26 protein-coding genes, 3 tRNA genes and 1 pseudogene are annotated in these 26,248 nt (G+C 67.1%); 7 read left to right on the top strand and 23 right to left on the bottom strand.

Annotated elements, in window-relative coordinates; genetic code table 11:
* The first annotated feature begins 45 nt into the window (after window positions 1-45).
* Window positions 46-768, top strand: coding sequence for a polysaccharide biosynthesis/export family protein (locus FGL25_RS05950; RefSeq protein ID WP_138141205.1), 723 nt, complete (start codon window positions 46-48; stop codon window positions 766-768).
* Window positions 769-1,138: 370 nt separating this feature from the next.
* On the top strand, window positions 1,139-1,300 hold the full coding sequence (locus FGL25_RS16800; RefSeq protein WP_167493293.1) for a hypothetical protein: 162 nt from the start codon (window positions 1,139-1,141) through the stop codon (window positions 1,298-1,300).
* Window positions 1,301-1,445: 145 nt separating this feature from the next.
* Here FGL25_RS16800 and FGL25_RS05945 read toward each other — a convergent pair.
* The 7 genes from FGL25_RS05945 to FGL25_RS05915 all read right to left on the bottom strand — a co-directional run bounded on the left by FGL25_RS05945 (window position 1,446) and on the right by FGL25_RS05915 (window position 5,681).
* Window positions 1,446-1,522 (bottom strand) — tRNA-Pro (locus FGL25_RS05945).
* A gap of 67 nt (window positions 1,523-1,589) precedes the next feature.
* A complete protein-coding gene (locus FGL25_RS05940) occupies window positions 1,590-2,066 on the bottom strand; it encodes a DUF192 domain-containing protein (RefSeq protein WP_112999877.1) in 477 nt (158 codons plus the stop codon).
* A gap of 26 nt (window positions 2,067-2,092) precedes the next feature.
* The gene (locus FGL25_RS05935; protein ID WP_003165339.1) at window positions 2,093-2,614 is read right to left on the bottom strand and encodes a cold-shock protein; all 522 of its coding nucleotides are present in this window, start codon (window positions 2,612-2,614) and stop codon (window positions 2,093-2,095) included.
* Between the two features lie 202 nt (window positions 2,615-2,816).
* Window positions 2,817-2,891 (bottom strand) — tRNA-Glu (locus FGL25_RS05930).
* A gap of 196 nt (window positions 2,892-3,087) precedes the next feature.
* Window positions 3,088-3,162 (bottom strand) — tRNA-Glu (locus FGL25_RS05925).
* 116 nt (window positions 3,163-3,278) lie between these two features.
* Window positions 3,279-5,081 (bottom strand): single-stranded-DNA-specific exonuclease RecJ, encoded by a 1,803-nt coding sequence (gene recJ, locus FGL25_RS05920; RefSeq protein ID WP_138141204.1) that lies wholly within the window; start codon window positions 5,079-5,081, stop codon window positions 3,279-3,281.
* Between the two features lie 159 nt (window positions 5,082-5,240).
* Window positions 5,241-5,681 carry a hypothetical protein gene (locus FGL25_RS05915; protein WP_252970251.1) on the bottom strand — a complete coding sequence of 147 codons (441 nt, stop codon included), beginning with the start codon at window positions 5,679-5,681 and terminating at the stop codon, window positions 5,241-5,243.
* Between the two features lie 91 nt (window positions 5,682-5,772).
* On the opposite strand from FGL25_RS05915, the gene phaC reads away from it, so the two are divergent.
* Window positions 5,773-7,752 (top strand): class I poly(R)-hydroxyalkanoic acid synthase, encoded by a 1,980-nt coding sequence (gene phaC / locus FGL25_RS05910; protein WP_138141202.1) that lies wholly within the window; start codon window positions 5,773-5,775, stop codon window positions 7,750-7,752.
* Window positions 7,749-8,126 carry a hypothetical protein gene (locus tag FGL25_RS05905; protein ID WP_046654180.1) on the top strand — a complete coding sequence of 126 codons (378 nt, stop codon included), beginning with the start codon at window positions 7,749-7,751 and terminating at the stop codon, window positions 8,124-8,126. The genes phaC and FGL25_RS05905 overlap by 4 nt, the downstream gene beginning before the upstream one ends.
* A gap of 19 nt (window positions 8,127-8,145) precedes the next feature.
* On the opposite strand, the gene argC is transcribed toward FGL25_RS05905, so the two are convergent.
* The 12 genes from argC to FGL25_RS05845 form a co-directional block, all read right to left on the bottom strand.
* Window positions 8,146-9,081, bottom strand: coding sequence for an N-acetyl-gamma-glutamyl-phosphate reductase (argC, locus tag FGL25_RS05900; protein ID WP_138141201.1), 936 nt, complete (start codon window positions 9,079-9,081; stop codon window positions 8,146-8,148).
* Window positions 9,082-9,315: 234 nt separating this feature from the next.
* Window positions 9,316-9,804 carry a 30S ribosomal protein S9 gene (rpsI, locus tag FGL25_RS05895; RefSeq protein ID WP_003165345.1) on the bottom strand — a complete coding sequence of 163 codons (489 nt, stop codon included), beginning with the start codon at window positions 9,802-9,804 and terminating at the stop codon, window positions 9,316-9,318.
* A 2-nt stretch (window positions 9,805-9,806) separates the two neighbouring features.
* Complete coding sequence (gene rplM, locus FGL25_RS05890; RefSeq protein ID WP_172575532.1) at window positions 9,807-10,280, bottom strand: 50S ribosomal protein L13; 474 nt, start codon at window positions 10,278-10,280, stop codon at window positions 9,807-9,809.
* 344 nt (window positions 10,281-10,624) lie between these two features.
* On the bottom strand, window positions 10,625-11,056 hold the full coding sequence (locus FGL25_RS05885) for a molecular chaperone DnaJ (RefSeq protein WP_138141200.1): 432 nt from the start codon (window positions 11,054-11,056) through the stop codon (window positions 10,625-10,627).
* A gap of 7 nt (window positions 11,057-11,063) precedes the next feature.
* Window positions 11,064-11,897, bottom strand: coding sequence for a division plane positioning ATPase MipZ (locus tag FGL25_RS05880; RefSeq protein ID WP_046654184.1), 834 nt, complete (start codon window positions 11,895-11,897; stop codon window positions 11,064-11,066).
* Between the two features lie 120 nt (window positions 11,898-12,017).
* Window positions 12,018-12,626 (bottom strand): SPOR domain-containing protein, encoded by a 609-nt coding sequence (locus FGL25_RS05875; RefSeq protein ID WP_138141199.1) that lies wholly within the window; start codon window positions 12,624-12,626, stop codon window positions 12,018-12,020.
* 83 nt (window positions 12,627-12,709) lie between these two features.
* Window positions 12,710-13,471 carry a chorismate mutase gene (locus FGL25_RS05870; RefSeq protein WP_138141198.1) on the bottom strand — a complete coding sequence of 254 codons (762 nt, stop codon included), beginning with the start codon at window positions 13,469-13,471 and terminating at the stop codon, window positions 12,710-12,712.
* 309 nt (window positions 13,472-13,780) lie between these two features.
* Complete coding sequence (locus FGL25_RS05865; RefSeq protein WP_138141197.1) at window positions 13,781-14,347, bottom strand: prephenate dehydratase domain-containing protein; 567 nt, start codon at window positions 14,345-14,347, stop codon at window positions 13,781-13,783.
* Window positions 14,344-15,714: a class II 3-deoxy-7-phosphoheptulonate synthase gene (locus FGL25_RS05860; protein ID WP_003165353.1), complete on the bottom strand. Its 1,371-nt coding sequence runs from the start codon at window positions 15,712-15,714 to the stop codon at window positions 14,344-14,346. Before FGL25_RS05860 ends, FGL25_RS05865 begins: the two co-directional genes overlap by 4 nt.
* A gap of 51 nt (window positions 15,715-15,765) precedes the next feature.
* A complete protein-coding gene (locus FGL25_RS05855) occupies window positions 15,766-16,818 on the bottom strand; it encodes an enoyl-CoA hydratase/isomerase family protein (protein ID WP_138141196.1) in 1,053 nt (350 codons plus the stop codon).
* Between the two features lie 34 nt (window positions 16,819-16,852).
* On the bottom strand, window positions 16,853-17,413 hold the full coding sequence (locus FGL25_RS05850; RefSeq protein WP_138141195.1) for a hypothetical protein: 561 nt from the start codon (window positions 17,411-17,413) through the stop codon (window positions 16,853-16,855).
* Window positions 17,410-18,549, bottom strand: a complete 1,140-nt coding sequence (locus FGL25_RS05845) for an isobutyryl-CoA dehydrogenase (RefSeq protein WP_138141194.1) — start codon at window positions 18,547-18,549, stop codon at window positions 17,410-17,412. The genes FGL25_RS05850 and FGL25_RS05845 overlap by 4 nt, the downstream gene beginning before the upstream one ends.
* A 153-nt stretch (window positions 18,550-18,702) precedes the next feature.
* Between FGL25_RS05845 and hemB the strand changes: the two genes are divergently transcribed.
* On the top strand, window positions 18,703-19,704 hold the full coding sequence (gene hemB, locus FGL25_RS05840; RefSeq protein ID WP_138141193.1) for a porphobilinogen synthase: 1,002 nt from the start codon (window positions 18,703-18,705) through the stop codon (window positions 19,702-19,704).
* 159 nt (window positions 19,705-19,863) lie between these two features.
* Here hemB and FGL25_RS05830 read toward each other — a convergent pair whose 3' ends face one another.
* Window positions 19,864-20,370: a flavin reductase family protein gene (locus FGL25_RS05830; RefSeq protein ID WP_003165358.1), complete on the bottom strand. Its 507-nt coding sequence runs from the start codon at window positions 20,368-20,370 to the stop codon at window positions 19,864-19,866.
* Between the two features lie 128 nt (window positions 20,371-20,498).
* Between FGL25_RS05830 and FGL25_RS05825 the strand changes: the two genes are divergently transcribed.
* Together FGL25_RS05825 and FGL25_RS05820 are read left to right on the top strand one after the other, a co-directional pair.
* A complete protein-coding gene (locus FGL25_RS05825; protein ID WP_003165359.1) occupies window positions 20,499-21,401 on the top strand; it encodes a flagellar motor protein MotB in 903 nt (300 codons plus the stop codon).
* Window positions 21,402-21,512: 111 nt separating this feature from the next.
* Window positions 21,513-22,244 carry an arginyltransferase gene (locus FGL25_RS05820; protein ID WP_138141192.1) on the top strand — a complete coding sequence of 244 codons (732 nt, stop codon included), beginning with the start codon at window positions 21,513-21,515 and terminating at the stop codon, window positions 22,242-22,244.
* Between the two features lie 28 nt (window positions 22,245-22,272).
* Here the strand turns inward: FGL25_RS05820 and FGL25_RS05815 are convergent, their stop codons facing one another.
* The 3 genes and pseudogenes from FGL25_RS05815 to parC form a co-directional block, all read right to left on the bottom strand.
* Window positions 22,273-23,106 carry a M48 family metallopeptidase gene (locus FGL25_RS05815; protein ID WP_252970051.1) on the bottom strand — a complete coding sequence of 278 codons (834 nt, stop codon included), beginning with the start codon at window positions 23,104-23,106 and terminating at the stop codon, window positions 22,273-22,275.
* 202 nt (window positions 23,107-23,308) lie between these two features.
* Window positions 23,309-23,758: a LemA family protein gene (locus tag FGL25_RS05810; protein WP_252970250.1), complete on the bottom strand. Its 450-nt coding sequence runs from the start codon at window positions 23,756-23,758 to the stop codon at window positions 23,309-23,311.
* 219 nt (window positions 23,759-23,977) lie between these two features.
* Window positions 23,978-26,192, bottom strand: a pseudogene (gene parC / locus FGL25_RS05805) (DNA topoisomerase IV subunit A).
* Between the last annotated feature and the right edge of the window lie 56 nt (window positions 26,193-26,248).

Here is a 26,248-nt window from a genome sequence, read left to right as displayed (position 1 = left end):
AGCTTTGCCGAAGACGAAAATTCTCCGCCTGGACCGTCCCCGACCATGGATCTTGATCGCCGCCTCATCTTCATGGCGCTGGCCGCCGGACTGGCCGGATGCGCCAGCGGCGCCCCTGCGGGCGGCGTCCGACCGCGGCCGACCGTGGTCGACGACTTCCCTCCCGGCCTGCCTTTCGCCGACTGGACCGAGGTGGAGCCTGAGTACCGGCTCTATCCCGGCGACGATATCGAGGTAGCCTTGCCGACCGCGTCGGAACTGACGCGCCAGTTGAAGATCGCGCCCGACGGCCGGGTCTCACTCCCCCTGCTCGGACACGTCATGGCGGCGGATCGCAGCCTATCCGAGCTGGAGGCTGACATCTCCTACGGCTACGCCCCCCACCTGCTGCGGCCCGAGGTCGAGGTGACGCTGCGCCAGGCCGGCCCGATGAAGGTCTGGGTCGACGGCGAGGTGCGCAATCCCGGCATGTTCGACATGCCCGGCGACATCGACGCCTATCAAGCCGTCATCATGGCCGGCGGCGCGCTGCCGTCCGCCAGATCCTCGCGCTGCGCCCTGATTCGACGCGGCCCCGGCGACGTCCGCATGATGAAGGTGATCGACCTGAGCGCCCCTCGCGCCGAGATCACGCCGATGCGGCGCGGCGACATCATCTTCGTGCCGCGCTCGACCCTGGGCGAACTGGCCGCCTTCTTCACCCAGTTCCGCGCCGCCCTGCCGATCGGCTTCTCCTACGCCATCAACGGCGGCTACGCCTCGACCTGACGGTCGCTGGATCGCTTCCTCTTCAAACAAGCGTCGGAGAGAGCGCCGATCCAGCCATGCGGGCCTACTGGCTCGACGCCATTGGCGCTGTTTCGACTGCTGGATTTATGAAGCGCTCTCGAGCAGTCGCACGCTGACGGTCTCAAATCCATACGATACGACGCCTCCCCTAAACCGCGGTCGGGGCGATATGTCCGCATTGAGAAGCGCACCAGAATTCCGCTTTCGACCCGTTGCGGACATCCATTCGGAAAAGCATTATCGGTGGATGTCAGCGCCAGATTACAACGACCCTAGGTCAAAGCTTAAGCTGCGCTTTCGTCCGCCGCGCGGCTCAAGCACGTTTATCTTGCTGCCTGCCGGACTGTCCATGTTCGCCGCGATTGTCTGCTTAATCTTATTTCTGGCCAGCTTTCTTCCCGGTGCCGAAGGTAGCGGAAGTCCGTTCTGGTTCATCGCCGCAGCGGCGATCTTTGCCCTCGGTGCCGGATTCTTTTATGGGGCACACAGGTTCTTTCGGCGCTTCCGCTGAACGGCAGCTTTCCACCCATTGCGGACGTTCGCAGAGTCTGTTTTTAGGAACCAAGAGCGAGCGTTGATCAACGAAACAGATCGAACGGCGGCGCTTCCACCTTATGGACGAGTGAAACTCATCCAGCCCAAACAGGCTTAAACCGTGGTCGGGGCGAGAGGATTCGAACCTCCGACCCTCTGGTCCCAAACCAGATGCGCTACCAGGCTGCGCTACACCCCGGACCGACGGAGCGCTCTCATGGCACGAGCAGGCGGCCTCCGCAACGGATGAGGCGTCCTATTGTGGCTCAGGGACGAAAGAAGGGGTGCTTAACCTGATCGCCGGGCTTGGCGCCGATCTCATCCGTGCGGCCGGCCCGCAGTTCGAGCACGCCATTGGCCGCGCCGTTCGAGGGAATCGGGGCATCGGAGTTGGGCGTGGCGTGTTTGGCGATCGAAACGATTCGCCCGCGCGGGTCGATGTAGATGATGTCCAGCGAGCTGGGCGTGTTGCGCATCCAGAAGCTCTGCTCGCCCGCCGCGGGGAACTGGAACAGCATCCCCCGGTCGTCAGGAAGCGGCGGACGGAACATCAGGCCTCGCTGCCGCGCCTCATCGTCGTCGGCGATCTCCACCATGAACTTGTGCTCGCCAGAGGCCGTGACGATCGCCAGCGGCTCCAGCGGGCGGCCGTTCTCATCCAGCGGCCCCTTCTTCGCGCAGGCCGTCGTCGCGGCTGCGGCCGAAAGCGCCAGGATCAGCATGAGACGGCGGCTGTGGTTCATGTCTTCGTCCCCCTAGCGGACGAGTCTCACCCGCCCGGTCTGATATCGGCCACGACCAGCCCCTTGGGGCCTTCCGCGAAACGCACGTTCACCGGATCGCCCGGCAACAGGTCGTCCAGACCGCAGCGGCGCAGCGTCTCGACGTGGACGAAGATATCGCCCGCCTGACCGTCGCGCACGACGAATCCATAACCCTTGGTGCGATTGAACCATTTGACGACGGCGGCTTCCAGCGGCCCGTCAGGCAGGCCTTCGGGTCGGGCGTGGGCCGAACTGCGCGTCAGCTCCCGCCGAGCCGGCGCGGCGCTGGCTTCCAACTCCACGATATTGATCACCTGCCAGCCCTTGGCCCGCTTAGCGCATTCGCAGACGATGGCCGCGCCCTCGCCCGCCATCTCATGGCCCGCGTCGCGCAGGCTGGTGACGTGCAGCAGCACGTCGCGTTCCTCGGTCAAATCCGGCTGGTCCGGCACGATGAAGCCGTACCCCTTGCCGGCGTCGAACCACTTGACCCTTCCGACGACCTTTACGGTCTCAATCGGCTCCATCACGTCAATACTCGCCACCTTGAACCCCCGCCCGCGACAATGCGGGTCAGCTACACTAACACGGTTCTTTCAACTCGGACAGACAAGTTGCCCTTTTTGCGCCATATTGTCGACAAGCAAATGTCGCGCACGCGAAAAGGCCGCGCGAAGGGGCTCGGTGAAAGAGATAACAACGACGGGAGAAGGAGTTATTCGCTCCGCGTGGCAGTCCCTAGGGGAATCGAACCCCTCTTTTCAGGTTGAAAACCTGACGTCCTAACCGATAGACGAAGGGACCGCTGCGCGGAGGAGCGGCCTGATAGCCGTCCCTTTTCGGCGACGCAAGAGGGCGTCGCGCGCTTTTTCAAAAAAACGACAGAGACGCCGTTTCAGCGCCCGATCACGGCGCCGATCAGCATCCAGACAGCAGCATCCAGGCGCGCGAAAACACCGCTGGAAACGTCTTCGACTGTCGGGGGAAGGATAACTCCGCGTGGCAGTCCCTAGGGGAATCGAACCCCTCTTTTCAGGTTGAAAACCTGACGTCCTAACCGATAGACGAAGGGACCGCTGCGCGGAGGACCGTGTAGATAGCCGCCGATTCCGCTTATGGCAAGCGCGGCGAAGCGGATTTGTGCGACTTTTTCAAAGACCTGCGTCGTTTCACGGCCAAGGCTGACTGTCCTCAGGCCATGCGCGGGTCGGCGACGTCCTCGATCTCGAACTGCACGCCGCGACGGCCGTTCCAGTCATCCGCCCGAAGCCGCCCGACCACGTTCAATCCCCCCTGCCCCGCCAGCAGCGCCTTGCCCGTCGGCAGGTCGGCGCAGCGCCAGGCGATGGCCCGCACCGAGGCGCCGTCAGGGCCCACCAGGCGGCACCGCACATGGCCGCCGTTCATGGCGACCGGCTCGCGCGCCTGAACCCCTTCCAGCGCGAACAGAGGCTCCGGGTTGGCGGGGCCGTAGGGGGCCAGTTGCTCGAACGCCTCGAACAGATCGCGGGTGGCGGCGCGCGGGTCGATCAGGGCGTCGACCTCGACCCAATCCTGGGCCACGGCCTCGACGCGCTCGGTCGACAGGCGCTCGTTGAGGAAGGCGCGCAGTTCGTCGATGCGATCCGCCGCCACAGTCAACCCCGCAGCCATGGCGTGTCCGCCGCCCGCGATCAACAGGCCCTCATTCCACGCCGCCTGCACCGCCCGGCCCAGATTCATGCCGGGCTGCGAACGGCCTGAGCCCTTACCGACGCCGTTGACGGCGTCGACGCCGATGACGATGACGGGTTTTCTACAGCGTTCGCGCAGGCGTCCGGCGACGATGCCGACCACGCCGGGGTGCCAGTCCTCGCCGCTGACGACCACGACGGCGCTGTCGTCGGCGTGGGCGCCGGTCGCCTCGACGCGACGGACGGCCTGTTCGGTGACTTCAGCCTCGACCTCGCGCCGGGCGAGGTTCAGGGCGTCCAGTTCCTGCGCCAGCATCCGCGCTTCATCAGGGTCGTCGGTGGACAGCAGGCGCGCGCCCAGGTCGGACTTGCCGATACGGCCGCCCGCATTGATGCGCGGGCCGAGGATGAAGCCCGCATGATTGGTCTTGGCCGGTCCCGGCTCGGCGCCCGCCGCCGCCAGCAGGGCGCGCAGGCCCGGATTGCGCCAGTGCGACATGACCCCCAGCCCCAGACTGGTCAGGGCGCGGTTGAAGCCGGTCAGGCCCGTCACGTCGCAGATGGCGCCCATGGCGGCCAGATCCAGCCACTGGCGAATGTCCGGCTCGGCCTTGCCCTCGAACAGGCCGCGCCCGCGGGCCTCGCGGTTCAGGGCGGCCAGCAGGACGAAGACCACCCCCGCCGCCGCCAGATTGCCCTGCCCCGAGCCGCAGCCCGGCCGGTTGGGATTGACTACGGCGAGGCAGGCGGGCGGCTCTTCACGCATCATATGGTGGTCGATGACGACGACCCTCAGGCCGATGGCCGCTGCGTGGGCCACCGCCTCATTGGCCGCCGCGCCGCAGTCGACGGTGATGACCAGATCGGCGCCGCGCGCCTTCAGCGTATCGAAGGCCCGCGCGCTGGGGCCGTAGCCCTCGGTCAGGCGGTCGGGGACATAGATGGGCAGGTCCGCGCCCAGGGTGCGGAACCACCGCACCAGCAGGGCCGCGCTGGACGCCCCGTCCACGTCGTAGTCGGCGAAGACGTGGATGCTGGCCTGCGCCTGAAGCGCGTCGACGATGGCGGCGGCGGCGGCGTCCATGTCCATGAAGCTGGACGGATTGGGGAACAGCGCCTTGAGCGTGGGTTTCAGGAAGTCGGCGCCCTGTTCCGCCGCCACTCCGCGCGACGCCAGCGCACGCGCCAGCGGCTCGTCCAGACCCAACGCCTGGATATGCGCCCGCGTCACGCCCGCCTCGGCCGGGCGCAGCCGCCAGGCTCGGCCCGACAGGGATCGGGATACGTCGAGGAAGGCGGGCGAGACGGCGCCGTCAGCCATCAGCGCGCGCCGCCGAGACGGCAAAAGGGTTCAGACGGGACATGGGCCATGACGGCTCCTCGCACTCAGGTCGGCGAAACGCGGCCGGAGCGGCAGGATCGCCGGATTCGCCCAGACGGGCGACGAAAGCCAAACGGCGACCTTGGGCCGCCGCCACGACTATTGCGGACGCGGCCGGTCGATGGGAGGCGGCGCCTTGGCGCGCTGACGCAACGCCTCGGCGTAGGCCTCGACCTCTTCCGCCGTGCGCGCCGTTTCAGGCGACATCTGGCTGGCGTCAATGCGGCGGTTGATCGATTCGGCGAAGACGGCCGGGTCTTCGTTCAACGTCCACTCGATGCGCGCGACCTCGGCGCCCAGGGCCGCGCTGCGCCCCTGCAGGGCGGCGACGCGGCCGGCGATCTGTTCCGGCCCCGGCAAGGGCTGACTGGAGCGCGGAAAGTCCGCCCAGCGCGGATACTGGCGGTTCTCGTCCACCAGTTGCTGCACGCGCGGCGCCAGGGGCGAGGTCGGGTCGGTTTGAGGCGCGAAGGCGCTGACGCAGCCGCTCAGCAGCGCGGCTCCGCCCAGCATTGCCGCCAGACCTGTCTTTTTCAGCATCAGCACGTTCATTTCCTGCAACGACATATGCCATCATCGCGCCGGGAGGAAGGCGTGCGCGTCGCGCGCCCCCATCGGAGGTTCCGCGCCCATGGCCAAGCGCCCGACCAAGACCCCGTCCGCCACGCCGGATGCGCCCGCCGCGCCGCGCAAGTCCGGACGCCCCACCTCGGCCAAGCCGCGCGCCGCCAAGAAGCCCGCCCCTGTGGAAGGAATGAAGGCCGCCGCGCCTGAAAAACCCGCAGCCGAGGCCCCTGCCCCGCCGCCCGAAACGCCGAACGCCGCGCCCGACTTCATGGCCTTCAGCGCCGAACAGCGCCAGCAGCTCGAGACCCTGTCGCTGAACCTGGCCAAGGCGGCGATGATGGCCCAGACGGCGGTGGCCGAAGCGGCCCTGTCGCAGGCCGACCGCCCCGTCGCCCTGTCGCCGGATCCGTTCAACGTGGCACCGGCCATGTCCTCGGTCATGACCAGCCTGGCCGCCCGCCCCGAAAAGCTGTTCCAGGCCCAGGCCGACCTGTTCGGCCGCTACATGGAGCTGTGGTCGACCACCACGCGCCGGGCGATGGGCGAGACCGTCGACAGCCCCGCCCCGGCCGATAAGCGGTTCCGCGACCCCGCCTGGTCCGAAAACCCCATGTTCGACATGATGCGCCAGTCCTATCTGGCCACCTCGGACTGGATGAACAGTCTGGTCTCCAGCGTCGAGGACGTGGACCCGCGCGTGAAACGCCGGGCCGAGTTCTTCACCCGCCTGCTGACCGACGCCTTCTCGCCCGCCAACTTCCTGGCGTCGAACCCCGTGGCGCTGAAGGCGCTGGCCGAGACCAGCGGCGAATCCCTAGTGCGCGGGATGCAGAACTTCGCCGCCGATCTGGAGCGCGGCGCCGGGTCGCTGAAGATCAGCCAGGCCGACTATGGCCGCTTTGTTCTGGGCGAGAACGTCGCCACGGCGCCGGGTCAGGTGGTCTGGCGCGACGAGCTGTTCGAGCTGATCCAGTATGACGCCGCGACGGAACAGCAGCATGCCGTCCCGCTGCTGATCTTCCCGCCGTGGATCAACAAATTCTACATCATGGACCTGCAGCCGGCGAACTCGCTGATCCGCTGGCTGAGCGCGCAGGGCTTCACCGTCTTCGTCTGCTCATGGGTCAATCCGGACCGCGACAAGGCGGAGTTCGGCCTCGACGACTACATGAAGAAGGGCGTCTATCGCGCTGTCGAAAAGACGTTGGAGCAGACCGGCCAGACGCATGTGAACACCGTCGGCTACTGCATCGGCGGCACCATGCTGGGCGCCAGCCTGGCGCATATGGCGGCCAAGAGCGATGATCGCGTCGCCTCCGCCACCTTCTTCGCCGCCCAGCACGACTTCGCCGAGGCGGGCGATCTGCTGCTGTTCACCGACGAGCACTGGCTGGCCGAGATCGAGCGGCTGATGGACGAGGCGGGCGGCGTCCTGCCCGGCACGGCGATGGCCGACACCTTCAACGCCCTGCGCGCCAATGACCTGATCTGGTCCTTCTTCGTGTCCAACTATCTGATGGGCAAGGCGCCGCCCGCCTTCGACCTGTTGGCGTGGAACGCCGACCAGACGCGGATGCCCAAGCGGCTGCACCTGCAATACCTGCGCCTGATGTACGGCCAGAACGCCCTGGCCAAGGGCGAGCTGGAGATCGACGGCGAGCGCATCGACCTGTCCAAGGTCCGCATCCCGCTCTATTTCCAAGCCAGCCGCGAGGACCACATCGCGCCGATGAATTCGGTCTATCGCTCGGCGCGGCTGTTCGGCGGGCCGGTGACCTATACGCTGGCCGGATCGGGCCACATCGCCGGGGTCATCAATCCGCCCTCCGCCCAGAAATATCAGCACTGGGTCAACGCCGCCCTTCCCGAAACGCTCCAGGAATGGCAAGCGAAAGCGGAACAGCATCCGGGCAGCTGGTGGGCGCACTGGGCCGATTGGCTGGGCGCGAAGTCCGGCGAGAAGATCGCCGCGCGCGATCCCAAGGCCGGGCCGCTGAAACCCATCGAACCGGCGCCCGGCGCCTATGTGAAAGTGAAGTCTTGAAGCGTATCGAGCCCAACCTGCTGCTGGCGATCACCACGGCCTTTCCCCTGGTCCTGCTGATCGCCACCGCGACCCTGTTCGGCGCGCCGGGACAGTTGGTGAAGTACCTGGTGATCGCAGTGCTCGTGCCGGCCGCCTTCGTGCCGCTTAACAGCATGATGGCCAAGCGAATGGGCTCTCAACGCTCGCCGATGATCCACCCAGAGGCCGCCTCGACCGCCGTCTGGGCCAGCCTGTTTCCGGCGCTGATCATTCTGGCGGCGGGCGTGCCGGTGGTTTTTCCCGGCCACGACTACGGCCTGCTGATCATCATCGCCGCCATCTTCTTCGGCGGAACGGTAGAGTCGGCGATCAAGGCCGCACGGGCGCGCTGATCGCGCGCCCGGATCGACCTCACTTGAGGCCGGTCGCCTCGTCCAGACCCAGCATGATGTTGAGGTTCTGGACCGCCGCGCCCGAGGCGCCCTTGCCCAGGTTGTCCAGCAGGGCGACCAGACGCGCCTGCTCTCCTCCGCGATCGCCGAAGACGTGCAGGCGCATACGGTTGGTGCCGTTCAAGCCCTCAGGCTCGATTCCGGTCATGGCCTCGGTCTCGTCGATCTCGGCCACCTCGACGAAATGCTGGCCCTCATAGGCCTCGACCAGGGCGCCGTGCAGCCGCTCGACCGAGGGCGTTTCAGGCAGAGCCGACAGGTGCAGCGGCACCTCGACCAGCATTCCCTGACGATAGTTCCCCACGGCGGGCGAGAACAGCACCGGGCGCGACAGCCCCGCGTGCTTCGTCATTTCCGGCACATGCTTGTGCTTCAACGTCAGGCCATAGGCGCGGAAGGCGGTCGCAGCCCCTTCGGCCTCGAACTCGGCGATCATGGCCTTGCCGCCGCCGGAATAGCCGGACACCGCATTGATGGTAACGGGCCAGTCAGCCGGCACCAGCCCCGCCTTCACCAGCGGCCGCATCAGGCCGATGAAGCCGGTCGGATAGCAGCCAGGGTTTGACACCCGCGTCGAGGCGGCGATGGCCGCGCGCTGAGCCGCGTCCATCTCGGCGAAGCCATAGGCCCAGCCGTCCGCCACGCGATAGGCGGTCGAGGCGTCGATGACCCGCACCGACGGAGTCTCGATCATCGACACCGCCTCACGGGCCGCATCGTCAGGCAGGCACAGGATGACCGCATCGGCGCTGTTCAGCGCCTCGCGCCGCGCCTCGACATCGCGACGACGGTCGCCCAGCAGCATCAGCTCCAGATCGCCGCGCGCCTCCAGACGCTCGCGAATTTCCAGCCCCGTGGTTCCGGCCTCGCCGTCGATGAAGATGGTGTGGGTCATGCGCATCTCCTGCCCTTCTCCCCTTGTGGGAGAAGGTGGCCCGTCAGGGCCGGATGAGGGGTCTGACAAACCCCGGAAATCGGGCGACGACATGACGGGCGACGAGGGAGAAACCCCTCATCCGTCGGCCTTCGGCCGCCACCTTCTCCCACAAGGGGAGAAGGACAAAAGAAAAGGCGCCTCGGGTTTCCCCGAAGCGCCCTTTGTACTCCCAGTCGCGGGTTCGCGACCGACTTAGCGCTTCGAGAACTGGAAGCTGCGGCGAGCCTTGGCGCGGCCGTACTTCTTACGCTCGACGACGCGGCTGTCGCGGGTCAGGAAGCCGTGCGGCTTCAGAACCTTGCGCAGTTCCGGCTCGTAGTGGGTCAGGGCGTGCGACAGGCCGTGGCGGATGGCGCCGGCCTGGCCCGACAGGCCCGAACCTTCGACGGTGCAGATCACGTCGTATTGCGTGGCGCGGTCCGAGACGGTCAGCGGCTGGGCGACCATCATCTGCAGCACCGGACGGGCGAAGTAGGCGGCCACGTCCTTGCCGTTGACGGTGATCTTGCCGGTGCCGCGCTTCACCCACACGCGGGCGATGGCGTTCTTGCGCTTGCCGGTCGAGTACGAACGGCCCAGGGCGTCGATCTTCGGCTCGCGGACGATTTCCTCGGCGGCGGCGGTGCCCAGGCCCTTCAGGGCGTCAAAGCCGGCGGCGGTGTCTTGAGTCACGTCGGTCATGCTCAGGCGCTCCGGGTGTTCTTGGACGACATCGACTTGAAGTCGATGGTCGTGGGCTGTTGGGCTTCGTGTTCGTGAGCCGCGCCGGCGAACAGGCGCAGGTGGGTCATCTGCTTGCGAGCCAGCGGGGACTCCTTGGGCAGCATGCGCTCAACGGCCTTCTCGAGGACGCGCTCGGGGAAACGACCGCCCAGAACCTTCTCCGGGGTGGTTTCCTTGATGCCGCCGGGGTGGCCGGTGTGGCGATAGTAGACCTTGTCCGTGGTCTTCTTGCCGGTGAACACCACCTTGTCGACGTTGGTGACGACGACGTAGTCGCCGCAGTCAACGTGCGGGGTGTAGGTCGGCAGGTGCTTGCCGCGCAGACGGTTGGCGATGAAGGTCGCGAGGCGGCCCACGACGACGCCTTCGGCGTCGATGTGGATCCACTTCTTCTCGACCTCGGCCGGCTTCAGCGAAGCCGTGGTGCTCTTCAGCATGATGAGGGTCCTGGAAGACGAAAAACGCGGCCCGAACCAGATGGATCGGACGGAGGCCGGGGTGATAGAGGGTCACGCGCCGAAGGTCAATGACGGTTGCGATGGCGATTTTGTTATAGATAGCTGATTTTGTTCAATATTTTAAATACGGTATTAAAATACCTACTCCGCTCCCTTCTCCCCTTGTAGGAGAAGGCGGCTGCCGCAAGCAGACGGATGAGGGGTGGGAGCGCCTCGTCTGCCGAATAGTCTGACGGAGGGAAAGCGCTGCATGTCGCGCCGACACCCCTCATCCGGCCCTCACGGGCCACCTTCTCCCACAAGGGGAGAAGGAAAGCGCACTAACCTTTCAGCAGGCGGTCGCGCGCGGCGTTGACGCGGGCGGCCAGCCCCTCGGTTCCGCCCTGATCGGGGTGGGCGCGGGCCATCAAGCGGCGCCAGGCGGCGTGGATCATCTGGGCGTCCGCATCGGCCGCGACGCCCAGAATGGAGCGCGCCTCGGCCTTGCTCATGGGTTCGGCGGGTTGGGCCGCCCTGCCCGCCACGGGCCGGATGCGCGACTGCACGGCCAGCCAGACGCCCGCCGAAGCCATGCCGCCCGCGATCAGCCAAGCTCCGCGCGCGGCGGCGAACACCGCCCCGGCCAGCAGGGCGGCGCTCAATATAGTGGCGGAGATGCGCCAGTGGCCGCGCCGGGCGCGTTCAGTCTGGCGGCCCAGACGCACCATGGCCCACAGGGCCACGGCGGCCAGACCCAACCAGATCAGGCCCATGAAGCGATCAGGCCGCCGCGTCCATGGCGGCGATGGCGTCGTCCAGACCCAGGGCCTGCATCAGGTTGCGCATCTCCTGACGCGCGGCGACGTGGGCCAGGGACACCGACACCGGGCGGATGTCGTTCGACAGGTCCGCCACCGTCAGGCCGAAGGGGAAGAGTTCGCGATAGATGACCCGGTCGCGCAGGCCCGGCCCGACGCGGAAACCGACCCGTTTGGCCAGCTTGGCCATGCGCGAGGCCAGACGACGACGGTTGCGCGCCTCGGCGACGGCCAGACGGTTGGTGACGACGATCCAGTCGATCGTCACCTGACGGCCCTCGGTGATGGCGCGATGCTTGCGCGCCTCCCAGACGCTTTCGGAATAGATGGACGGCTTGACCAGATCCAAGGTCACAGGGTCGACCTCGCCCAGCAGGTCGAAGTCGACGAAGCTGTCGTTCATCGGCGTGACGATCTGATCGGCGCGGCCGTGCGCGGCGCGCGACAGGGCCGTGTCACCGCCCGGGGTGTCGATGACGATGACGTCGGCGACGCCTTTCGCCTCGGCGTAGGCGGCCTCGAAACGGGCCAACTGCTCCGTCTCATCGGCCTTATGAAGAGCCTTGCCATCGCCCATGTCCGGCACGATCGGCTGGGGCAAGTCATGGCCGTTGGCCTTGGTCCAGGCGGCGCGGTTGGCGAAGAACCGCTCCATCGACCGCTGGCGCAGGTCCAGATCGATAATGGCGACCTTGCGTCCGGCGTGCAGAAGGCCGGTGACGATGTGAATGGCCAGGGTGGACTTGCCCGCCCCGCCCTTTTCATTGCCGATGACGATGACCTGAGGCTGCGCCATGTGAAATCCCACTGTGATCAGCAGGCGCGACTCATCTTCGTCCGCCGCCCGCCCATGAGCCGCAAGATCAGCCTCCGAGGGCCAATCGTCAACGAAACCTTAAGCTGAGCCTGTGGACGATCAGGCCGCAGCGGCGCCGGATCGGGCGCACCACGGGTCCGAAGCCGCCAGGTCGCGGCACAGGGCCTGAGCCTGTCCGGCGGAGGCGGCGACCTTCAACCGCACCAGGCGACGCCCGCCGACCTCGACCGCCTCATAGACGGGCTGAAGTCCCGACAGCACCGCCCCGCCCGGCCCGCCGTTCAGTCGCCTCCAGGCCGCCCGAGCGCCGCCCTCGCTGGAATAGGCGCCCAGTTGCACATGATGTGCAGCGACCCCGGCGGGCTTGGACGCCGTCACGGTCTGCGGCGGAGCCTCGGGATCGGGATAGGCCGTCGGCGCCGGTGCAGACGCCGAAGCCAGGCGGACCCTGGCGGTCAGGCCCTCGCGCGCATCCCACAGCTCATGCGGCGTCATCAGCTCGACCTTCAGCGGCGCGGCCCGCTCGCGCGGACGATCCGGCGCAGCGACCGGCGCCCCGCCCGCATCCTCGGCGGACAAGGGAATGGCCGCGATCCGTTCGGCCGCGCTCTCGAACCGGCTGGGGTCGCTTTCCACCACGCCGCAGCCGACCAGCAGCCCGGCAAGGACGCAGATCGGCGCAAGACGCAGGAGGACGGAAGGGTTCATGCCCCTACATTGAACGACGGATTTTGAGACAGGGTTGAGGAACAGGCTTAACGTCGATTCACCCTGTTCCTCAGCCGAACCTGTCAGCCGATGGAGCCGACGCCGCCCTCGACGTCGCCCGGTGCCACGTCGGCGTCGGTCAGGGCCAGGGTCCAACCGTGGTGGGTGTTCAGGCCCCAGCGCCGCGCGCCCGAGCCGTCGCCCGCATCGCCGCCCGCCGTCACCACGACGCGGCGGCCGGTCGGCAGGGCCGGCGGATCGATCTTGCCCACGGCCAGAGACGTCGGCGTCTCGCCGCCGTAGCCGTCGAATACGCTGAGCATCGACCATTCGCGGCGCAGACCGATCCACCAGGGATCGTCGCCGCTGATCGACAGGACGGCCACGCCCTTGCCCTCGGCCGCGTGGGCCAGGGCCGCCTGCGGGTCGAGGACCAGCTTGATGTCGGCGGCGGCGCCGAAACGCAGGCGGGCGCCGTCCACGGCCTTGGCCGGGTCGATGGGGGCCCAGACCTGGACCTGCAGACGCCCCTGGCGCGCCAGGCCCCAGCCGACGATCTCGCGCCACAGATGCTCGACCGCCTCGCGGTTCTCAGGGTCGCACTGCTTCAGCAGGCGCGCCTGGACGGCCTTTTCGCGGTCAGGGCGCAGCTTGGTGTGGGGGCCGGTGGGGGCGTCCTTGGCCTTGCCCACCTGGGCGGCGACGGCCAGGCGGCGCTCGAACAGTTCGAGGATCTGATCGTCCAGGCTGTCGATTTCGGCGCGCAGGGCGGCCAGCGCCTTCTGTTCGGCGCTCAATTCAACGGTTTCAGCGGGCCAGACTTGCTGGATGGCGGATTGCGACATGGGAGATGGCTTTCGGCATAGGATTTTCGATAGGGAAGCCGCGTCCGCCGATGAAGATCAGGCAGGGACGCGCGGTATGGCCGCTTGGGGAGAAGCGGTCGCCAGTGAGACAGTCAGGGTTGGTTAGAAGCCCGACGCCTCAGCCGGCGTATCGAAAGCCGTAATAGCCGTAGCCAAAATAAAAGCCGGCCACCGCGCGCGAGGTGGTTTCAAGGGTCATTTGTGCGCGCAGCGAGGACATGAATCCGGTCCGGTTTCTGGATCAGGGTCGATCCGACCGGACCTTAAAGCCGCAAACTTTATGCGCGGTCAAGCCTGAGGGGCCGTGAACAGGACAAAACGGGTCCGGTTGTCGCTGAAATCCTGCAAATCGTTGCGCAGAACCACCAACCCATAGACCTCGGCCGCGCGGGCCGGCGCCACGGCGGCGCGGGTCACGTCGTCCGCCTCGGCCACGGCGGCGGCGGCGCCCCCGGTGTCGAACGCCTCGACCGCCGCGATCTTCATCTCGTTCAGGGCCTTGGAGCACTGCTGCAGGGCGACAGGATGGCTCTCGGCCGTCTTCACGTCCGACAGGCGCGCTTCGGGCACGCCCAGCAGGGCCAGACGGATCGGCCGCCAGGCGTCGCTGACCGCGACCAGTCCCGCCTGCCGCACCAGGGTGGCGGCAGGCTCGACTACGCCCACGGTCGAGTTCTCGACGGGGATCAGAGCGCACTGGCAGTCGCCGCTCAGGACAGCGTCAATGGCGCCTTGAAAGGTCTCGAAGCCGACGGCCTCGTCCCACGGGCGCAGGTCCAGGCAGGCTTCATGGCTGAAGGCGCCCGGCGCGCCCTGATAGGCGACGCGGCCGGGCGTTTCGTCTTCTGCCGTCATGCGGCCTCGGACCGGGCCTGCCGCCCGGCCTTGAGGCGCTCGGCGACCAGGAAGGCCAGTTCCAGCGCCTGATCCGCGTTGAGGCGCGGGTCGCAGTGGGTGTGGTAACGGCTCGACAGGTCGTCTTCTGTGACCGCCTGGGCGCCGCCGATGCATTCGGTGACGTTCTGGCCGGTCATCTCCAGGTGGACGCCGCCGGGGTGGACGCCCTCGGCCTCGGCCACGTCGATGAAGCTGCGGACCTCGCCCATGACGCGATCGAAGGGCCGGGTCTTGTAGCCGTTGCCGGCTTTCAGCGTATTGCCGTGCATCGGGTCGATCGACCAGATGACGCGCTTGCCCGCCGCCTTCACCGCCCGCATCAGACCCGGCAGGCGGTCGCCCACCTTGTCGTGGCCGAAGCGGCCGATCAGCGTCAGGCGGCCCGGAATATTGTTCGGGTTCAGGGCGTCGATCAGCGGCAGCAGGTCGTCCGCCGTCATGGTCGGCCCGCACTTGACCCCGATAGGGTTGGAGATGCCGCGCATGAACTCGATGTGGGCGCCGTCCAGCTGGCGGGTGCGCTCGCCGATCCACAGCATGTGGGCCGAGGTGTCGAACCATTCGCCGGTCGAGCCGTCCAGGCGCGTCAGGGCGCTCTCGACGTTCAGCAGCAGGGCTTCGTGGCTGGTGAAGACCTCGACGCGCGACAGGTCGGGGTGCGTCTCGGGCGTGACGCCGACCGCCTCCATGAAGGCCAGGGCCTCGGTGATCTTGTCGGCTAGCTCGCGGTAGGCCGCGCCCGCGCCGTCGTCGGCGAAGCCCAGCGTCCAGCGGTGGATGTTGTACAGGTCGGCGTACCCCCCGCCCGCGAAGGCGCGCAGCAGGTTCAGCGTCGAGGCCGACTGATTATAGGCGCGGATCAGGCGCTGCGGATCGGGCGTGCGCTCTTCCGGCGTGAAGCCCATGCCGTTGATGATGTCGCCGCGATAGGACGGCAGTTCGACCCCGCCGATCTCCTCGACCGGGGACGAGCGCGGCTTGGCGAACTGACCGGCGATACGGCCGACCTTCACCACCGGCTTGCGGCCGGCGAAGGTCAGCACCACCGCCATCTGCAGGATCAGGCGGAAGGTGTCGCGGATGTTGTCCGTCGAGAACTCCTTGAAGCTCTCGGCGCAGTCGCCGCCTTGCAGCAGGAAGGCGTTGCCCGCCTCGACCTGAGCAAGGTGATCTGTAAGCTTGCGCGCCTCGCCCGCAAAGACGAGGGGCGGCATCGCGCGCAGCTCGTCTTCGACGCGCGCCAATTCGGCGGCGTCCGGATAGTCCGTCGGCATGTGCAGGACGGGCTTGTTTCTCCAGGATTCGGGAGTCCAGCGCTTACTCATGCCGGCAAGATAGGCTTTTCCCCCGTCCGGAACAATGAAGCTTGCGCGAAATCAGCCGGTCAGCGTTTTCCATGCCTCATCGGCGGGTAAGGGTGCGAACAGGGCCTCGATCTGGGCGCCCGAAACCAAAGAAAGCTCGGCAGGCGACCACTGAGGGGCGTTGTCCTTGTCGATGATGACGGCGCGTACGCCTTCCTGGAAGTCATGCGTCTGAACCACTCGCCCGCCCAGGGCGTATTCCATCGCCATGTTGTCGGCGAAGTCGGTCAGCGTCGCCCCGGTGCGGATCTGGCGCAACGACACCTTCAGCGACTGCGGCGACTTGGTCTTCAGGATGTCGAGCTGCTTCTGCGCCCACTCCGAACCGTCGGCTTGAAGGGCGGCGACGATCTCTTCCACCGTATCGAAGGCGAACAGGCGGTCGATGGCCTCACGGTGCGGAGCCAGCGGCGACGGTCCGGCGTCCCCGGCGGCGCGATCGGCGACCGCCTTCGGATCGGCGGACGCGGCCAGCAGTTCAGTCTTCAGGCTCTCAACAGCCTCGGACGCGACGAAATGGGTATGAATGCCCAGCGCCACCGTATCCGCCGCCTTCAGCCGCGCGCCGGTCAGGGCGAGCCAGACGCCCGTCTGCCCCGGCAGGCGCGGCAGGAACCAGCCGCCGCCCACATCGGGGAACAGGCCGATGCCCGTCTCCGGCATGGCGTAGGTGGTGCGCTCGGTGGCGATGCGGACGTCGGCAGGCTCGCTGATGCCCACGCCGCCGCCCATGACGATGCCGTCCACCACCGCCGTGATCGGCTTGGGATAGACGAACAGCAGATGGTTCAGCTGATACTCGGTTCGGAAGAAGGCCTTGGCCTCGGACGCGTCCCCTGCCCCGCTCTCGGCGATCATGCGGATGTCGCCGCCCGCGCAGAAGCCGCGCTCGCCCGCATGGTCGATCAACACCGACTGAACCGCGTCGTCCCCGCGCCAGGCCAGCAGGGCCTCGATCATCGCCTCGCACATGGGCCGGTTCAGAGCGTGGATCGCCTTGGGCCGGTTCAGGGTGATGCGGCCGACACCATTTTCGATGCGGGTGATGACTTCAGATTCAGACAAGACTTCCTCCAGGGCGGAGCGCCGCGACGAGCGACTATTCAGCGGTTGAATGATCCGGGACGGCGAGGGCCTGTCCGCGTTCGATCAACTCCAGCTCGATCAGGGCCGCCACCTGCCCCGCCCGCCAGTTGATCGTATAATAGCCAAGCAGGCTGGCCGACACGCCGACGATGATCAAGGCAAAGCCGAACCCGCCCCCGACCATGATCATGCGCGTGAACTCTGGCGCGACCTGGAAACCAGCCAAGATCGCCGTCACCGGACCCGAGACATAGAACAGCGCCGCCATCTTCCACAGGGCGTCATTCCGCGCCGCATTGATCCGAGCGATCCCCGCCAGAGCCGTCAGCTGGGGCGCATCCAGATCAGCCAGTATCGCTCCCGCGCTGACGCCCATCGGCGTGGCCTTCAGCGTCGAGACGACATCTACCTCATACAGGCCCCAGCCCGACCGGGAGCCGACGAGATGGCGGACCAGACGCACGAAGCGGAACTCCGTCGTTAAACGCCGCCAGACGGCCCATAGCGCCTCGCGATCGCGGCCAGCCGCCGCTGCATTGGTCGGAGCCACCGCCATGGCGGGCTCGGCCGTCATCCCCGCGCCAGCTCGCGCGCCACGATCACGCGCATGATCTCGTTCGTGCCTTCCAGGATGCGGTGTACGCGCAAATCGCGCACGATCCGCTCCAGCGGATAGTCCTTCAGATAGCCGTAGCCGCCGTGCAGTTGCAGCGCCTGATCGGCGATCTGGAAACAGGCGTCGGTCGTCAGGCGCTTGGCCATGGCGCACCATTTGGTCTTTTCCGGGTGGCCGGTATCGATGGCCCAGGCGCCGCGCAGCACCATCAGGCGGGCGGCCTCAAGGTCCGTCGCCATGTCCGCCAGCTCGAACTGGGTGTTCTGGAACTGGCCGATGGCCTGGCCGAACTGCTTGCGGCCGGCGACGTATTCCTGGGCCGTCTCCAGCGCCAGACGCGCCCCGCCCAGCGAGCAGGCGGCGATGTTCAGGCGCCCGCCGTCCAGACCGGCCATGGCGTATTTGAAGCCCGCGCCCTCCTCGCCCACCAGATTGGCGACCGGCACCCGGCAGTCGTCGAAGCTGACCACGGCGGTCGGCTGGGCGTTCCAGCCCATCTTCTTCTCATTGGCGCCGAACGACAGGCCGGGCGTCCCCGCCTCGACCACGATGGTCGAGATGCCCTTCGGCCCCTCGCCGCCCGTGCGGACCATGACGACATAGATGTCCGACGTCCCGGCGCCGGAAATAAAGGCCTTGGCGCCGTTCAGCACATAATGGTCGCCGTCACGCACCGCCGTCGTCCGCAGCGCCGCCGCGTCCGAGCCCGAGCCCGGCTCGGTCAGGCAGTAGCTGGCGATCTTCTCCATCCCGACCAGCGACGGCACGAAGCGCGCCCGCAGTTCGTCCGAGCCGAACTTATCGATCATCCACGTCGCCATGTTGTGGATCGAGATGAAGGCCGCCGTCGCCACGTCGCCGCGCGACAGCTCTTCAAAGATCACCGCCGCCTCGACCCGGCCCAGCCCCATGCCGCCGTGTTCCTCGCCCGTATAGATGCCGGCGAAGCCCATCTCAGCGGCGGCCTTCAGCACGTCGACCGGGAAATGCTTGTCTTCGTCCCAGCGGGCCGAGTGCGGAGCCAGTTCGGCCTCGGCGAAGGCGCGGGCCGCGTCCTGAATGGCGCGTTGATCGTCGGTGAGGGCGAAGTCCATGAAAGCTCCCGCATTACAGCCTGCCCTCTGACGGGGCGTTCGGGGCGCTTCTAACGGCTGGCGGCGCGCGCGTCACCCCGTCCCCGCCGAGGGATGGCACGGGTGGACAGTTCGCCTTTTGCCTCTCCCCGCGCTTTGTTTTAAGCCGCGCGCATGACCATGCCCTTCCAGCCCGCCGCCTTCCCCTACGCCCGCCCGCGTCGCCTGCGTTCGCAGCCCTGGGTGCGTCGTCTGGTCGCCGAGACGACCCTGACGCCGGCCGACCTGATCTGGCCGTTGATCGTCCATGACGGCGCCGAGGACCGCCAGCCGGTCGCCTCCATGCCGGGCGTCTTTCGCCTGTCGCCCAAGGAGGCAGCCAAGGCCGCCGTCGAGGCGCGCGATCTGGGCATCCCGATGGTCGCCCTGTTCCCCAATGTGAACGACGGGCTGAAGGACAATGTCGCCACCGCCGCCACCGACCCGGACGGCCTGATCCCCGACTGCATCCGCGCCATCAAGGACGCCGCGCCCGAGATCGGCGTCATGACCGATGTGGCGCTGGACTGCTACACCGACCACGGCCACGACGGGGTTCTGGAAGACGGCCGCATCGTCAACGATCCGACGCTGGAACGGCTGGCCGAACAGGCCTTCATCCACGCCCACGCGGGCGCCGACGCCGTAGCGCCGTCCGACATGATGGACGGCCGCGTCCAGGCTATCCGCGAGGCGCTGGAGGCCAACGCCCTCAGCGACACCCTGATCATCAGCTATGCGGCCAAATACGCCTCGGCCTTCTATGGCCCCTATCGCGACGCGGTCGGCTCGTCCAAGTCGCTGACCGGCGACAAGAAGACCTATCAGATGGACTTCGCCAACGCCGAGGAGGCCCTGCGCGAGGTGGCGATGGACCTGTCGGAAGGCGCCGACGCCCTGATCGTCAAGCCGGGCCTGCCCTATCTGGATATCGTCCGACTGGTGTCGCAGACGTTCAAGGTGCCCACCTTCGCCTATCAGGTGTCCGGCGAATACGCGATGATGCAGGCCGCCTTCGCCAACGGTTGGCTGGACCCGGACCGCGCCATCCTGGAAAGCCTGCACGCCTTCAAGCGCGCGGGGGCGTCCGGCGTCATCAGCTACTTCGCGCCGCAAGCCGCGCGGATGATGGGCTGATCTTGCCCTTCTCCCCTTGTGGGAGAAGGTGGCTCGCGTAGCGAGACGGATGAGGGGTTGCTGGACATCGGCCGACGCCAGCCCCCTTTCATTTCAGATTTCGGAGAGACCCCTCATCCGAGCCCTTCAGGCCCACCTTCTCTCACAAGGGGAGAAGGCTCAGGCCGTTGGATCGGCGGCCTTGCCGTACTTCCCCCGGAAATAGGTCAGCGCATCGCCCGGCCGGGTGTCGAACGCCTCGACCCGGCCCACGATGACCAGGTGATCGCCCATGACGATGCGGTCGTGCGTCCGGCAGGTCAGGCGCGTCACCGCGTTCAGAAGGCGCGGCGGCTCGGGATCATCGACCGCGAACTCGTCGTCCGACAGGCGGCAAACGCCCCAGGCGAAGCGGTCGGACATGGCCTGGTCCTCGACCGGCAGCATATGGACGGCGAAGCGATCCGCCCCGGCGAAGGCGTCATGGCGGTCGGACTTGACGTCCATGCACCACAGCACCAGCGGCGGATCCAGCGACACTGAGGTGAAGCTGTTCACCGTGATCCCCAGAGGCCCGTCGACCGTATGGGCCGTGACCACGCATACCCCGGTCGCAAACCCGCCCAGCGCCCGGCGATAGGCGCGAGGGTCGAAATCGGCGGCAGGGGAAGCGGACGCGTCGGACATGGCCCTCAGCTAGGCCGTGAAGCCCGCATCGGCAAGGGCGCGGCGCGCCGTCGCATCTCACCGCAACCGCTTCTTAAGCCCCGCATGGGATTTAGGGCGAACGAACACGGTTAAGACGGATCCGCCCCATGGCGCTGAACGATCGCCCGATCCTGATCAAGAAGGTGAAGAAGGTTGCCGGACACGGCCACCACGGCGGCGCGTGGAAGGTGGCCTACGCCGACTTCGTCACGGCCATGATGGCCTTCTTCCTGCTGATGTGGCTGATCAACACGACCGATCCGGAGCAGAAGCGCGGCATCGCCGAATATTTCGCCCCCGCCAACGTCTCGGCCTCGACCTCGGGCTCCGGCGGCATCCTGGGCGGCACCTCGCTAGGCGATTCCGAAGGGGCCAAGGGCGCCGGCTCCAACGCCGTCATCGAACAACTGGCGCCCGAGGCCCCCGACGCCCCGCAGGAAGCGGGTCAGAACTCCAACCTGGCCTCGGCCAGCGAAGCCGCCCTGCGCGCCGAGATCGCCCGGCGCGAGGCCGCCGACTTCGCCAGCGCCGCCGAATCCCTGCGTCAGGCCATGCAGTCCATGCCGGAACTGGCCGAACTGTCGAAACAGTTGATCATCGACCAGACGCCCGAGGGTCTACGCATCCAGCTGGTCGACCAGGAAGGCCGCTCGATGTTCGAGAACGGATCCTCGCGTCCCAACCCGCGGGCCCAACTGCTGCTGCGCGCCGTGGCCAAGGTGATCAACCAACTGCCCAACCGCATCACCATCACCGGCCACACCAGCGCCGTCGCCGGCTCCAGCCGCGCCAGCAGCCCCGGCGACTGGCCCCTGTCGTCGGCGCGCGCCGATGCGTCGCGCCTGACGTTGCAAAGCGCGGGCGTGAGCAGCGACCGGGTCTATTCCGTCGCGGGCAAGGCGGGGTCCGACCCGCTGTATCCCGACGACCCGTCGCTGGCCGGAAACCGCCGCATCGCCATCGTCTTGCTGCGCGAAGCGCCGGTCCTGCCCACGGACACCAGCCTGTAGGACGCGAAGAAGACTTGCGAAAACGGCCGGTTGCGCGCCAAATCAGGACATGAGCCGCGTCTATTCATCCGGCCCCTGTGCGGGCGCTGACGCCGTCACGGAGCGACAGCCGTGACCCAGCACTTCTTCTCGCGCCAGCTCCGCTTCTTCATGACCGCCAGCGCGCCCTGCCCCTATCTGCCGGGTCAGTTCGAGCGCAAGGTCTTCGCCAACCTGCCGTTCAGCGACGGCGCCGACGTCAACGACGCCCTGACCCAGGCCGGGTTCCGCCGCAGCCAGAACATCGCCTACCGTCCGGCCTGCGAGGCCTGCATCGCTTGCGTCTCGGTGCGGATTCCGGTGGCGGATTTCAAACTCTCGCGCTCGCGCCGCCGCATCCTGGCGCGCAATGCGGACCTGTCGCGCGATCTGGTCGAGGCCGAGGCGACGATGGAGCAGTTCGACCTTCTGCGCCGCTATCTGAGCGCCCGCCATCCCGGCGGCGGCATGACCGACATGGGCTGGCTGGACTATGTGTCGATGGTCGAGGACACGGCCGTCCGCACCCATCTGATCGAATACCGCCTGCCCAGCGAGGACGACGGCCCCGGCCGTCTGGTCGGCGTCTGCCTGACCGACCTGCTGCATGACGGCCTGTCGATGGTCTACAGCTTCTTTGACCCGGATATGGAGCGCCGGAGTCTGGGCCGGTTCGCCATCCTCGATCACCTGCAACAGGCCGAGACGGTGGGCCTGCCCTATGTCTACCTCGGCTACTGGGTCCAGGGCTCGCCCAAGATGGACTACAAGGCCGAGTTCCGCCCGCTGGAGGCCCTGCGGCCATGGGGCTGGGAGCGGCTTTAAAACCCTTCTCCCCTTGTGGGAGAAGGAGCTACGTCGTCGGGACCGCCGTGCCCGCCGCTTGCGGCGCTCCGCCCCACGGCCCGTCGTCCCGGCCGCCGGCGAACTGCACCAGCGCCGCGATCCGCTTCTCGATCGGCGGATGGGTGGCGAACAGGCCCGAGAACCCCGTCTTCTCCGCCGTATTGTCCAGGAACATGCCGCGCAGTTCGTCCGGCGCCTCAAGCTTCGACTGGCCCGACACCTTACGCAGGGCCGAGATCATGGCGTCGGGGTTCTTGGTCAGCTCCACCGCCCCCGCGTCGGCCACATATTCCCGCGTCCGCGACAGGGTCATGCGGATGACGGCGGCCAGGCCGAAGCCGATCACGCCGATGGCCAGGCCGATCAGGATCAGGGGCATGGCGTTCTTGTTGTCCCGCCCTCGCCCGCCGCGCATGTAGAACAGGCTGCGGAACACCAGTTCGGCCACCACGCTGATGATCCCCGCGAAGATCGAGGCGATCACCATGGTCCGCACGTCCTTGTTGATGACGTGGGTCAGTTCGTGCGCCAGGACACACTCCATCTCGTCGCGGTTCAGGGTCTGCATCAGACCGCGCGTGACGGTGACGCTGTAGTTCCCCTCGTGCAGGCCGGACGCATAGGCGTTCAGCGACGGACTTTCGATGATGCGCAGGGTCGGCGTCTTCATCCCGCGCGAGATCGCCAGGTTCTCCAGCAGATTATAGAGTTCCGGTTCGACCCGGCGCTCGACCTTTCGCGCGCCGGTCATGACGTCGATCATCATCTGATTGCCGAAATAGGCGATGACGAACCAGATCGCCGCCGCGATAGCGGCGAAGGGCACGGTCCAGCCCAGCATGGACGCCGCCCAGCGCCAGATCCTGCCCCAGGTCGCCGCCTGAGTTGGGCAGCAGGCCGAAGCCCATCATCAGCACCTGGACGCTGTACAATATGCCGACCAACAGCACCGGGAACCCGGCCAGCAGGATCGCTGACCGGGTGTTGTTTCGCCAGATGTGGGTCTTGAGGCCGACGGCCTGACCGAAAACCGCCATTGGGGCTTAGAACTTCACCGTCGGCGGGGCGGCGTTCAGGGCGGCGCGTTCGCCCTCGCCCACGTCGAAGAAGGGCTTGTCCGCGCCGAAGCCGAATATCCCGGCGAACAGGACGGTCGGGAACTGGCGGCGCACGGCGTTGAACTCGCTGACCGCGTTGTTGAAGAAGCGGCGCGCGGCCGCCAGCTTGTTCTCGATGTCCGATAGGTCCATCTGCAGCTGCTGGAAGTTGGCGTTGGCCTTCAGGTCCGGATAGGCCTCGGACACGGCGAAAAGGCGGCCCAGGGTCGCGGTCAGCATGTTCTCGGCCTGCACCTTCTCATCAATGGTGCGAGCGCCCGCAGCGGCGGCGCGCGCCTGGGTCACAGCGTCCAGGGTGCCGCGCTCATGCGTGGCGTAGCCCTTCACCGTCTCGACCAGATTGGGGATCAGATCCTGGCGCTGCTTCAGCTGCACGTCGATGTCCGCGAACGACTGGTTCGCCGTCTGATCCAGCTTCACCAGCCTGTTGTACGCGCCGACCACGACGAACAGCAGAATGACGACGATGACGCCGATGATGATCCAGGTGATCATTGAGCCTCCTCCGAAAGATCAGGCGTGAATATGAGGGAGCCCCGTCTTCACACCCAATGAATTCGCCGTCACCCTTCTCCCTCTGGGAGAAAGGCGGTCCTAGCGGAACTTGCGTAGACCGCGCGGGCCTTGGCGACCAGCCCCGGCGCGCTTGCCCAGCCAGTCCTTCCAATCGGGCCAGTTGCGGCGACGACCGCCGCCGTCGGCCCATTCCGGCCCCGCCTCGGCGTTGAACACCGTCACATCGGCCAGACCGCCCTGCTTGTAGTTCTGCAGCTTCACGCCCTTGCCCCGGCCCATTTCGGGGCAGCTCGGCCAGGGGGAAGATCAGCGTCTTGATGTTCTCGCCGATGACGGCGACGTGGTCGGCCTGCGGCTGACTGGGGATGCGCAACATGGCCAGCATCTCGCCGTTCAACACCTGCTTGCCGCCGCGCTTCTGGGCCAGAAGGTCGTTTTCGGGCGCGACGAAGCCGTAACCGGCCTTGGACGCGATCAGCAGCTTCGCATCGGGTTCATGCGCCACGACATTGATGATCTCAGCCTTCTCGTCCAGATCGATCATCAGGCGCAACGGTTCGCCGTGGCCGCGCCCGGAGGCCAGCTTGTCGGCGCCGATGGTGAAGATGCGCCCGTCCGACGCCCCGACCAGCAGCTTGTCCGTCGTATAGGCGGGGACCAGGAAGCCCAGCTTGTCGCCTTCCTTGAACTTCAGCTCGGAGGGGTCGTCGACCTTGCCCTTGGCGGCGCGGATCCAGCCGCGATCCGACAGGATGACGGTGATCGCTTCGCGCGGAATGAAGGCTTCCGGCGCCACGAAGGCCGAGGCGTCGACAGCGTCGCCGATCACGGTCCGGCGCGGCGAGACCAGGGCCTTGCGCACGGCCTCCAGTTCCTTGCCGATGGCCTTCCACTGTTTGGTCTCCGAAGACGTCAGCGCCTGCAACGCCGCAAGTTCTTCCGACAGCTCCTTGAATTCCTTCTCGATCGTCATCTCTTCGAGACGGGCCAGCTGACGCAGACGGGTGTCGAGAATGAAGTCGGCCTGAAGCTCGCTCAGTCCGAAGGTCGCGATCAGCGCCGCCTTGGGCTGTTCTTCCTCGCGGACGATGCGGATGACCTCGTCCAGATTCAGGAAGACGATGCGCAGGCCTTCCAACAGGTGCAGGCGCTTTTCGACGCGGGCGATGCGCCACTGGCTGCGGCGGTTCAGCACCACGCGGCGGTGATCCAGGAAGGCCCGCAGGCAGTCCTTCAGCCCCATGACGCGCGGCGTGCCGGTGGCGTCCAGCACGTTCATGTTGATGGGGAAGCGCGTCTCCAGATCGGAAAGCTTGAACAGGCTTTCCATAAGGACTTCAGGTTCTACCGTCCGGGACTTCGGCTCCAGGATCAGGCGGATGTCCTCGGCCGACTCGTCGCGGACGTCGGCCAGCAGCGGCGCCTTCTTGTTCTCGATCAGGTCGGCCAGCTGTTCGATCAGCTTGGACTTCTGCACCTGATAGGGAATCTCGGTGACGACGATGCGCCAGACGCCTCGGCCCAGATCCTCGGTGTCCCAGGCGGCGCGCAGGCGCACCCCGCCCCGGCCCGTCTCATAGGCATCCAGCATGGACGCATGGCCCTCGACCGAGACGCCGCCCGTGGGGAAATCCGGCCCCGGCACGATCTTGACCAGGTCTTCGGTCGTGGCGTCCGGCTGCTCCAGCAGCAGGTGACAGGCGTCGATCAGTTCGCCGACGTTGTGCGGCGGGATCGAGGTCGCCATGCCCACGGCGATGCCCGACGACCCGTTGGCCAGAAGATTGGGGAAGCCCGCCGGCAGGACCACCGGCTCCTCGTCCTGATCGTCATAGGTGGGACGGAAGTCGACCGCGTCCTGATCGATGCCGTCCAGCAGCAGGACGGCGGCGGGTGTCAGCTTGCACTCCGTATAGCGCATGGCGGCCGCGCTATCGCCGTCGATGTTGCCGAAATTCCCCTGACCGTCGACCAGCGGATAACGCTGGGCGAAATCCTGGGCCAGACGGACCAGCGCCTCATAAATCGAGGCGTCGCCGTGCGGGTGATAGCCGCCCATGACCTCGCCGACGACCTTGGCGCATTTGCGTGCGGCCGCCTGCGGGTTCAGCCGCATCTGATGCATGGCGTACATGATACGCCGGTGCACGGGCTTGAAGCCGTCACGCACGTCGGGCAGCGCCCGGTTGGTGATGGTCGACAGAGCGTAGGCCAGATAGCGGCGCGACAGCGCATCGCCCATCGGTTCTTCAACGATGCGGCCGCCTTCGGGCGTCGGGGTGTGGATGGTCATACGGCTTCGAATCAATGATCGGACGAGGAAAGTCTAGCGCAGCCGGGGCCTGACGC

The sequence above is a fragment of the Brevundimonas vancanneytii genome (assembly GCF_901421975.1).
Classification (GTDB): Bacteria; Pseudomonadota; Alphaproteobacteria; order Caulobacterales; family Caulobacteraceae; genus Brevundimonas; species Brevundimonas diminuta.
Note: the sequence above shows the minus strand (reverse complement) of the source record. Positions and strands in the feature narration are given on the sequence as shown.

Bases quoted from the DNA above. Each gene is read 5' to 3' on its own strand.
- FGL25_RS05950 (WP_138141205.1), top strand. From the start codon at position 46: ATGGATCTTGATCGCCGCCTCATCTTCATGGCGCTGGCCGCCGGACTG.
- FGL25_RS16800 (WP_167493293.1), top strand. From the start codon at position 1,139: ATGTTCGCCGCGATTGTCTGCTTAATCTTATTTCTGGCCAGCTTTCTT.
- FGL25_RS05940 (WP_112999877.1), bottom strand. From the start codon at position 2,066: ATGAACCACAGCCGCCGTCTCATGCTGATCCTGGCGCTTTCGGCCGCA.
- FGL25_RS05935 (WP_003165339.1), bottom strand. From the start codon at position 2,614: ATGGAGCCGATTGAGACCGTAAAGGTCGTCGGAAGGGTCAAGTGGTTC.
- recJ (WP_138141204.1), bottom strand. From the start codon at position 5,081: ATGGCTGACGGCGCCGTCTCGCCCGCCTTCCTCGACGTATCCCGATCC.
- FGL25_RS05915 (WP_252970251.1), bottom strand. From the start codon at position 5,681: ATGCTGAAAAAGACAGGTCTGGCGGCAATGCTGGGCGGAGCCGCGCTG.
- phaC (WP_138141202.1), top strand. From the start codon at position 5,773: ATGGCCAAGCGCCCGACCAAGACCCCGTCCGCCACGCCGGATGCGCCC.
- argC (WP_138141201.1), bottom strand. From the start codon at position 9,081: ATGACCCACACCATCTTCATCGACGGCGAGGCCGGAACCACGGGGCTG.
- rpsI (WP_003165345.1), bottom strand. From the start codon at position 9,804: ATGACCGACGTGACTCAAGACACCGCCGCCGGCTTTGACGCCCTGAAG.
- FGL25_RS05885 (WP_138141200.1), bottom strand. From the start codon at position 11,056: ATGGGCCTGATCTGGTTGGGTCTGGCCGCCGTGGCCCTGTGGGCCATG.
- FGL25_RS05880 (WP_046654184.1), bottom strand. From the start codon at position 11,897: ATGGCGCAGCCTCAGGTCATCGTCATCGGCAATGAAAAGGGCGGGGCG.
- FGL25_RS05875 (WP_138141199.1), bottom strand. From the start codon at position 12,626: ATGAACCCTTCCGTCCTCCTGCGTCTTGCGCCGATCTGCGTCCTTGCC.
- FGL25_RS05870 (WP_138141198.1), bottom strand. From the start codon at position 13,471: ATGTCGCAATCCGCCATCCAGCAAGTCTGGCCCGCTGAAACCGTTGAA.
- FGL25_RS05865 (WP_138141197.1), bottom strand. From the start codon at position 14,347: ATGACGGCAGAAGACGAAACGCCCGGCCGCGTCGCCTATCAGGGCGCG.
- FGL25_RS05860 (WP_003165353.1), bottom strand. From the start codon at position 15,714: ATGAGTAAGCGCTGGACTCCCGAATCCTGGAGAAACAAGCCCGTCCTG.
- FGL25_RS05850 (WP_138141195.1), bottom strand. From the start codon at position 17,413: ATGACGGCCGAGCCCGCCATGGCGGTGGCTCCGACCAATGCAGCGGCG.
- FGL25_RS05845 (WP_138141194.1), bottom strand. From the start codon at position 18,549: ATGGACTTCGCCCTCACCGACGATCAACGCGCCATTCAGGACGCGGCC.
- hemB (WP_138141193.1), top strand. From the start codon at position 18,703: ATGACCATGCCCTTCCAGCCCGCCGCCTTCCCCTACGCCCGCCCGCGT.
- FGL25_RS05830 (WP_003165358.1), bottom strand. From the start codon at position 20,370: ATGTCCGACGCGTCCGCTTCCCCTGCCGCCGATTTCGACCCTCGCGCC.
- FGL25_RS05825 (WP_003165359.1), top strand. From the start codon at position 20,499: ATGGCGCTGAACGATCGCCCGATCCTGATCAAGAAGGTGAAGAAGGTT.
- FGL25_RS05815 (WP_252970051.1), bottom strand. From the start codon at position 23,106: ATGCTGGGCTGGACCGTGCCCTTCGCCGCTATCGCGGCGGCGATCTGG.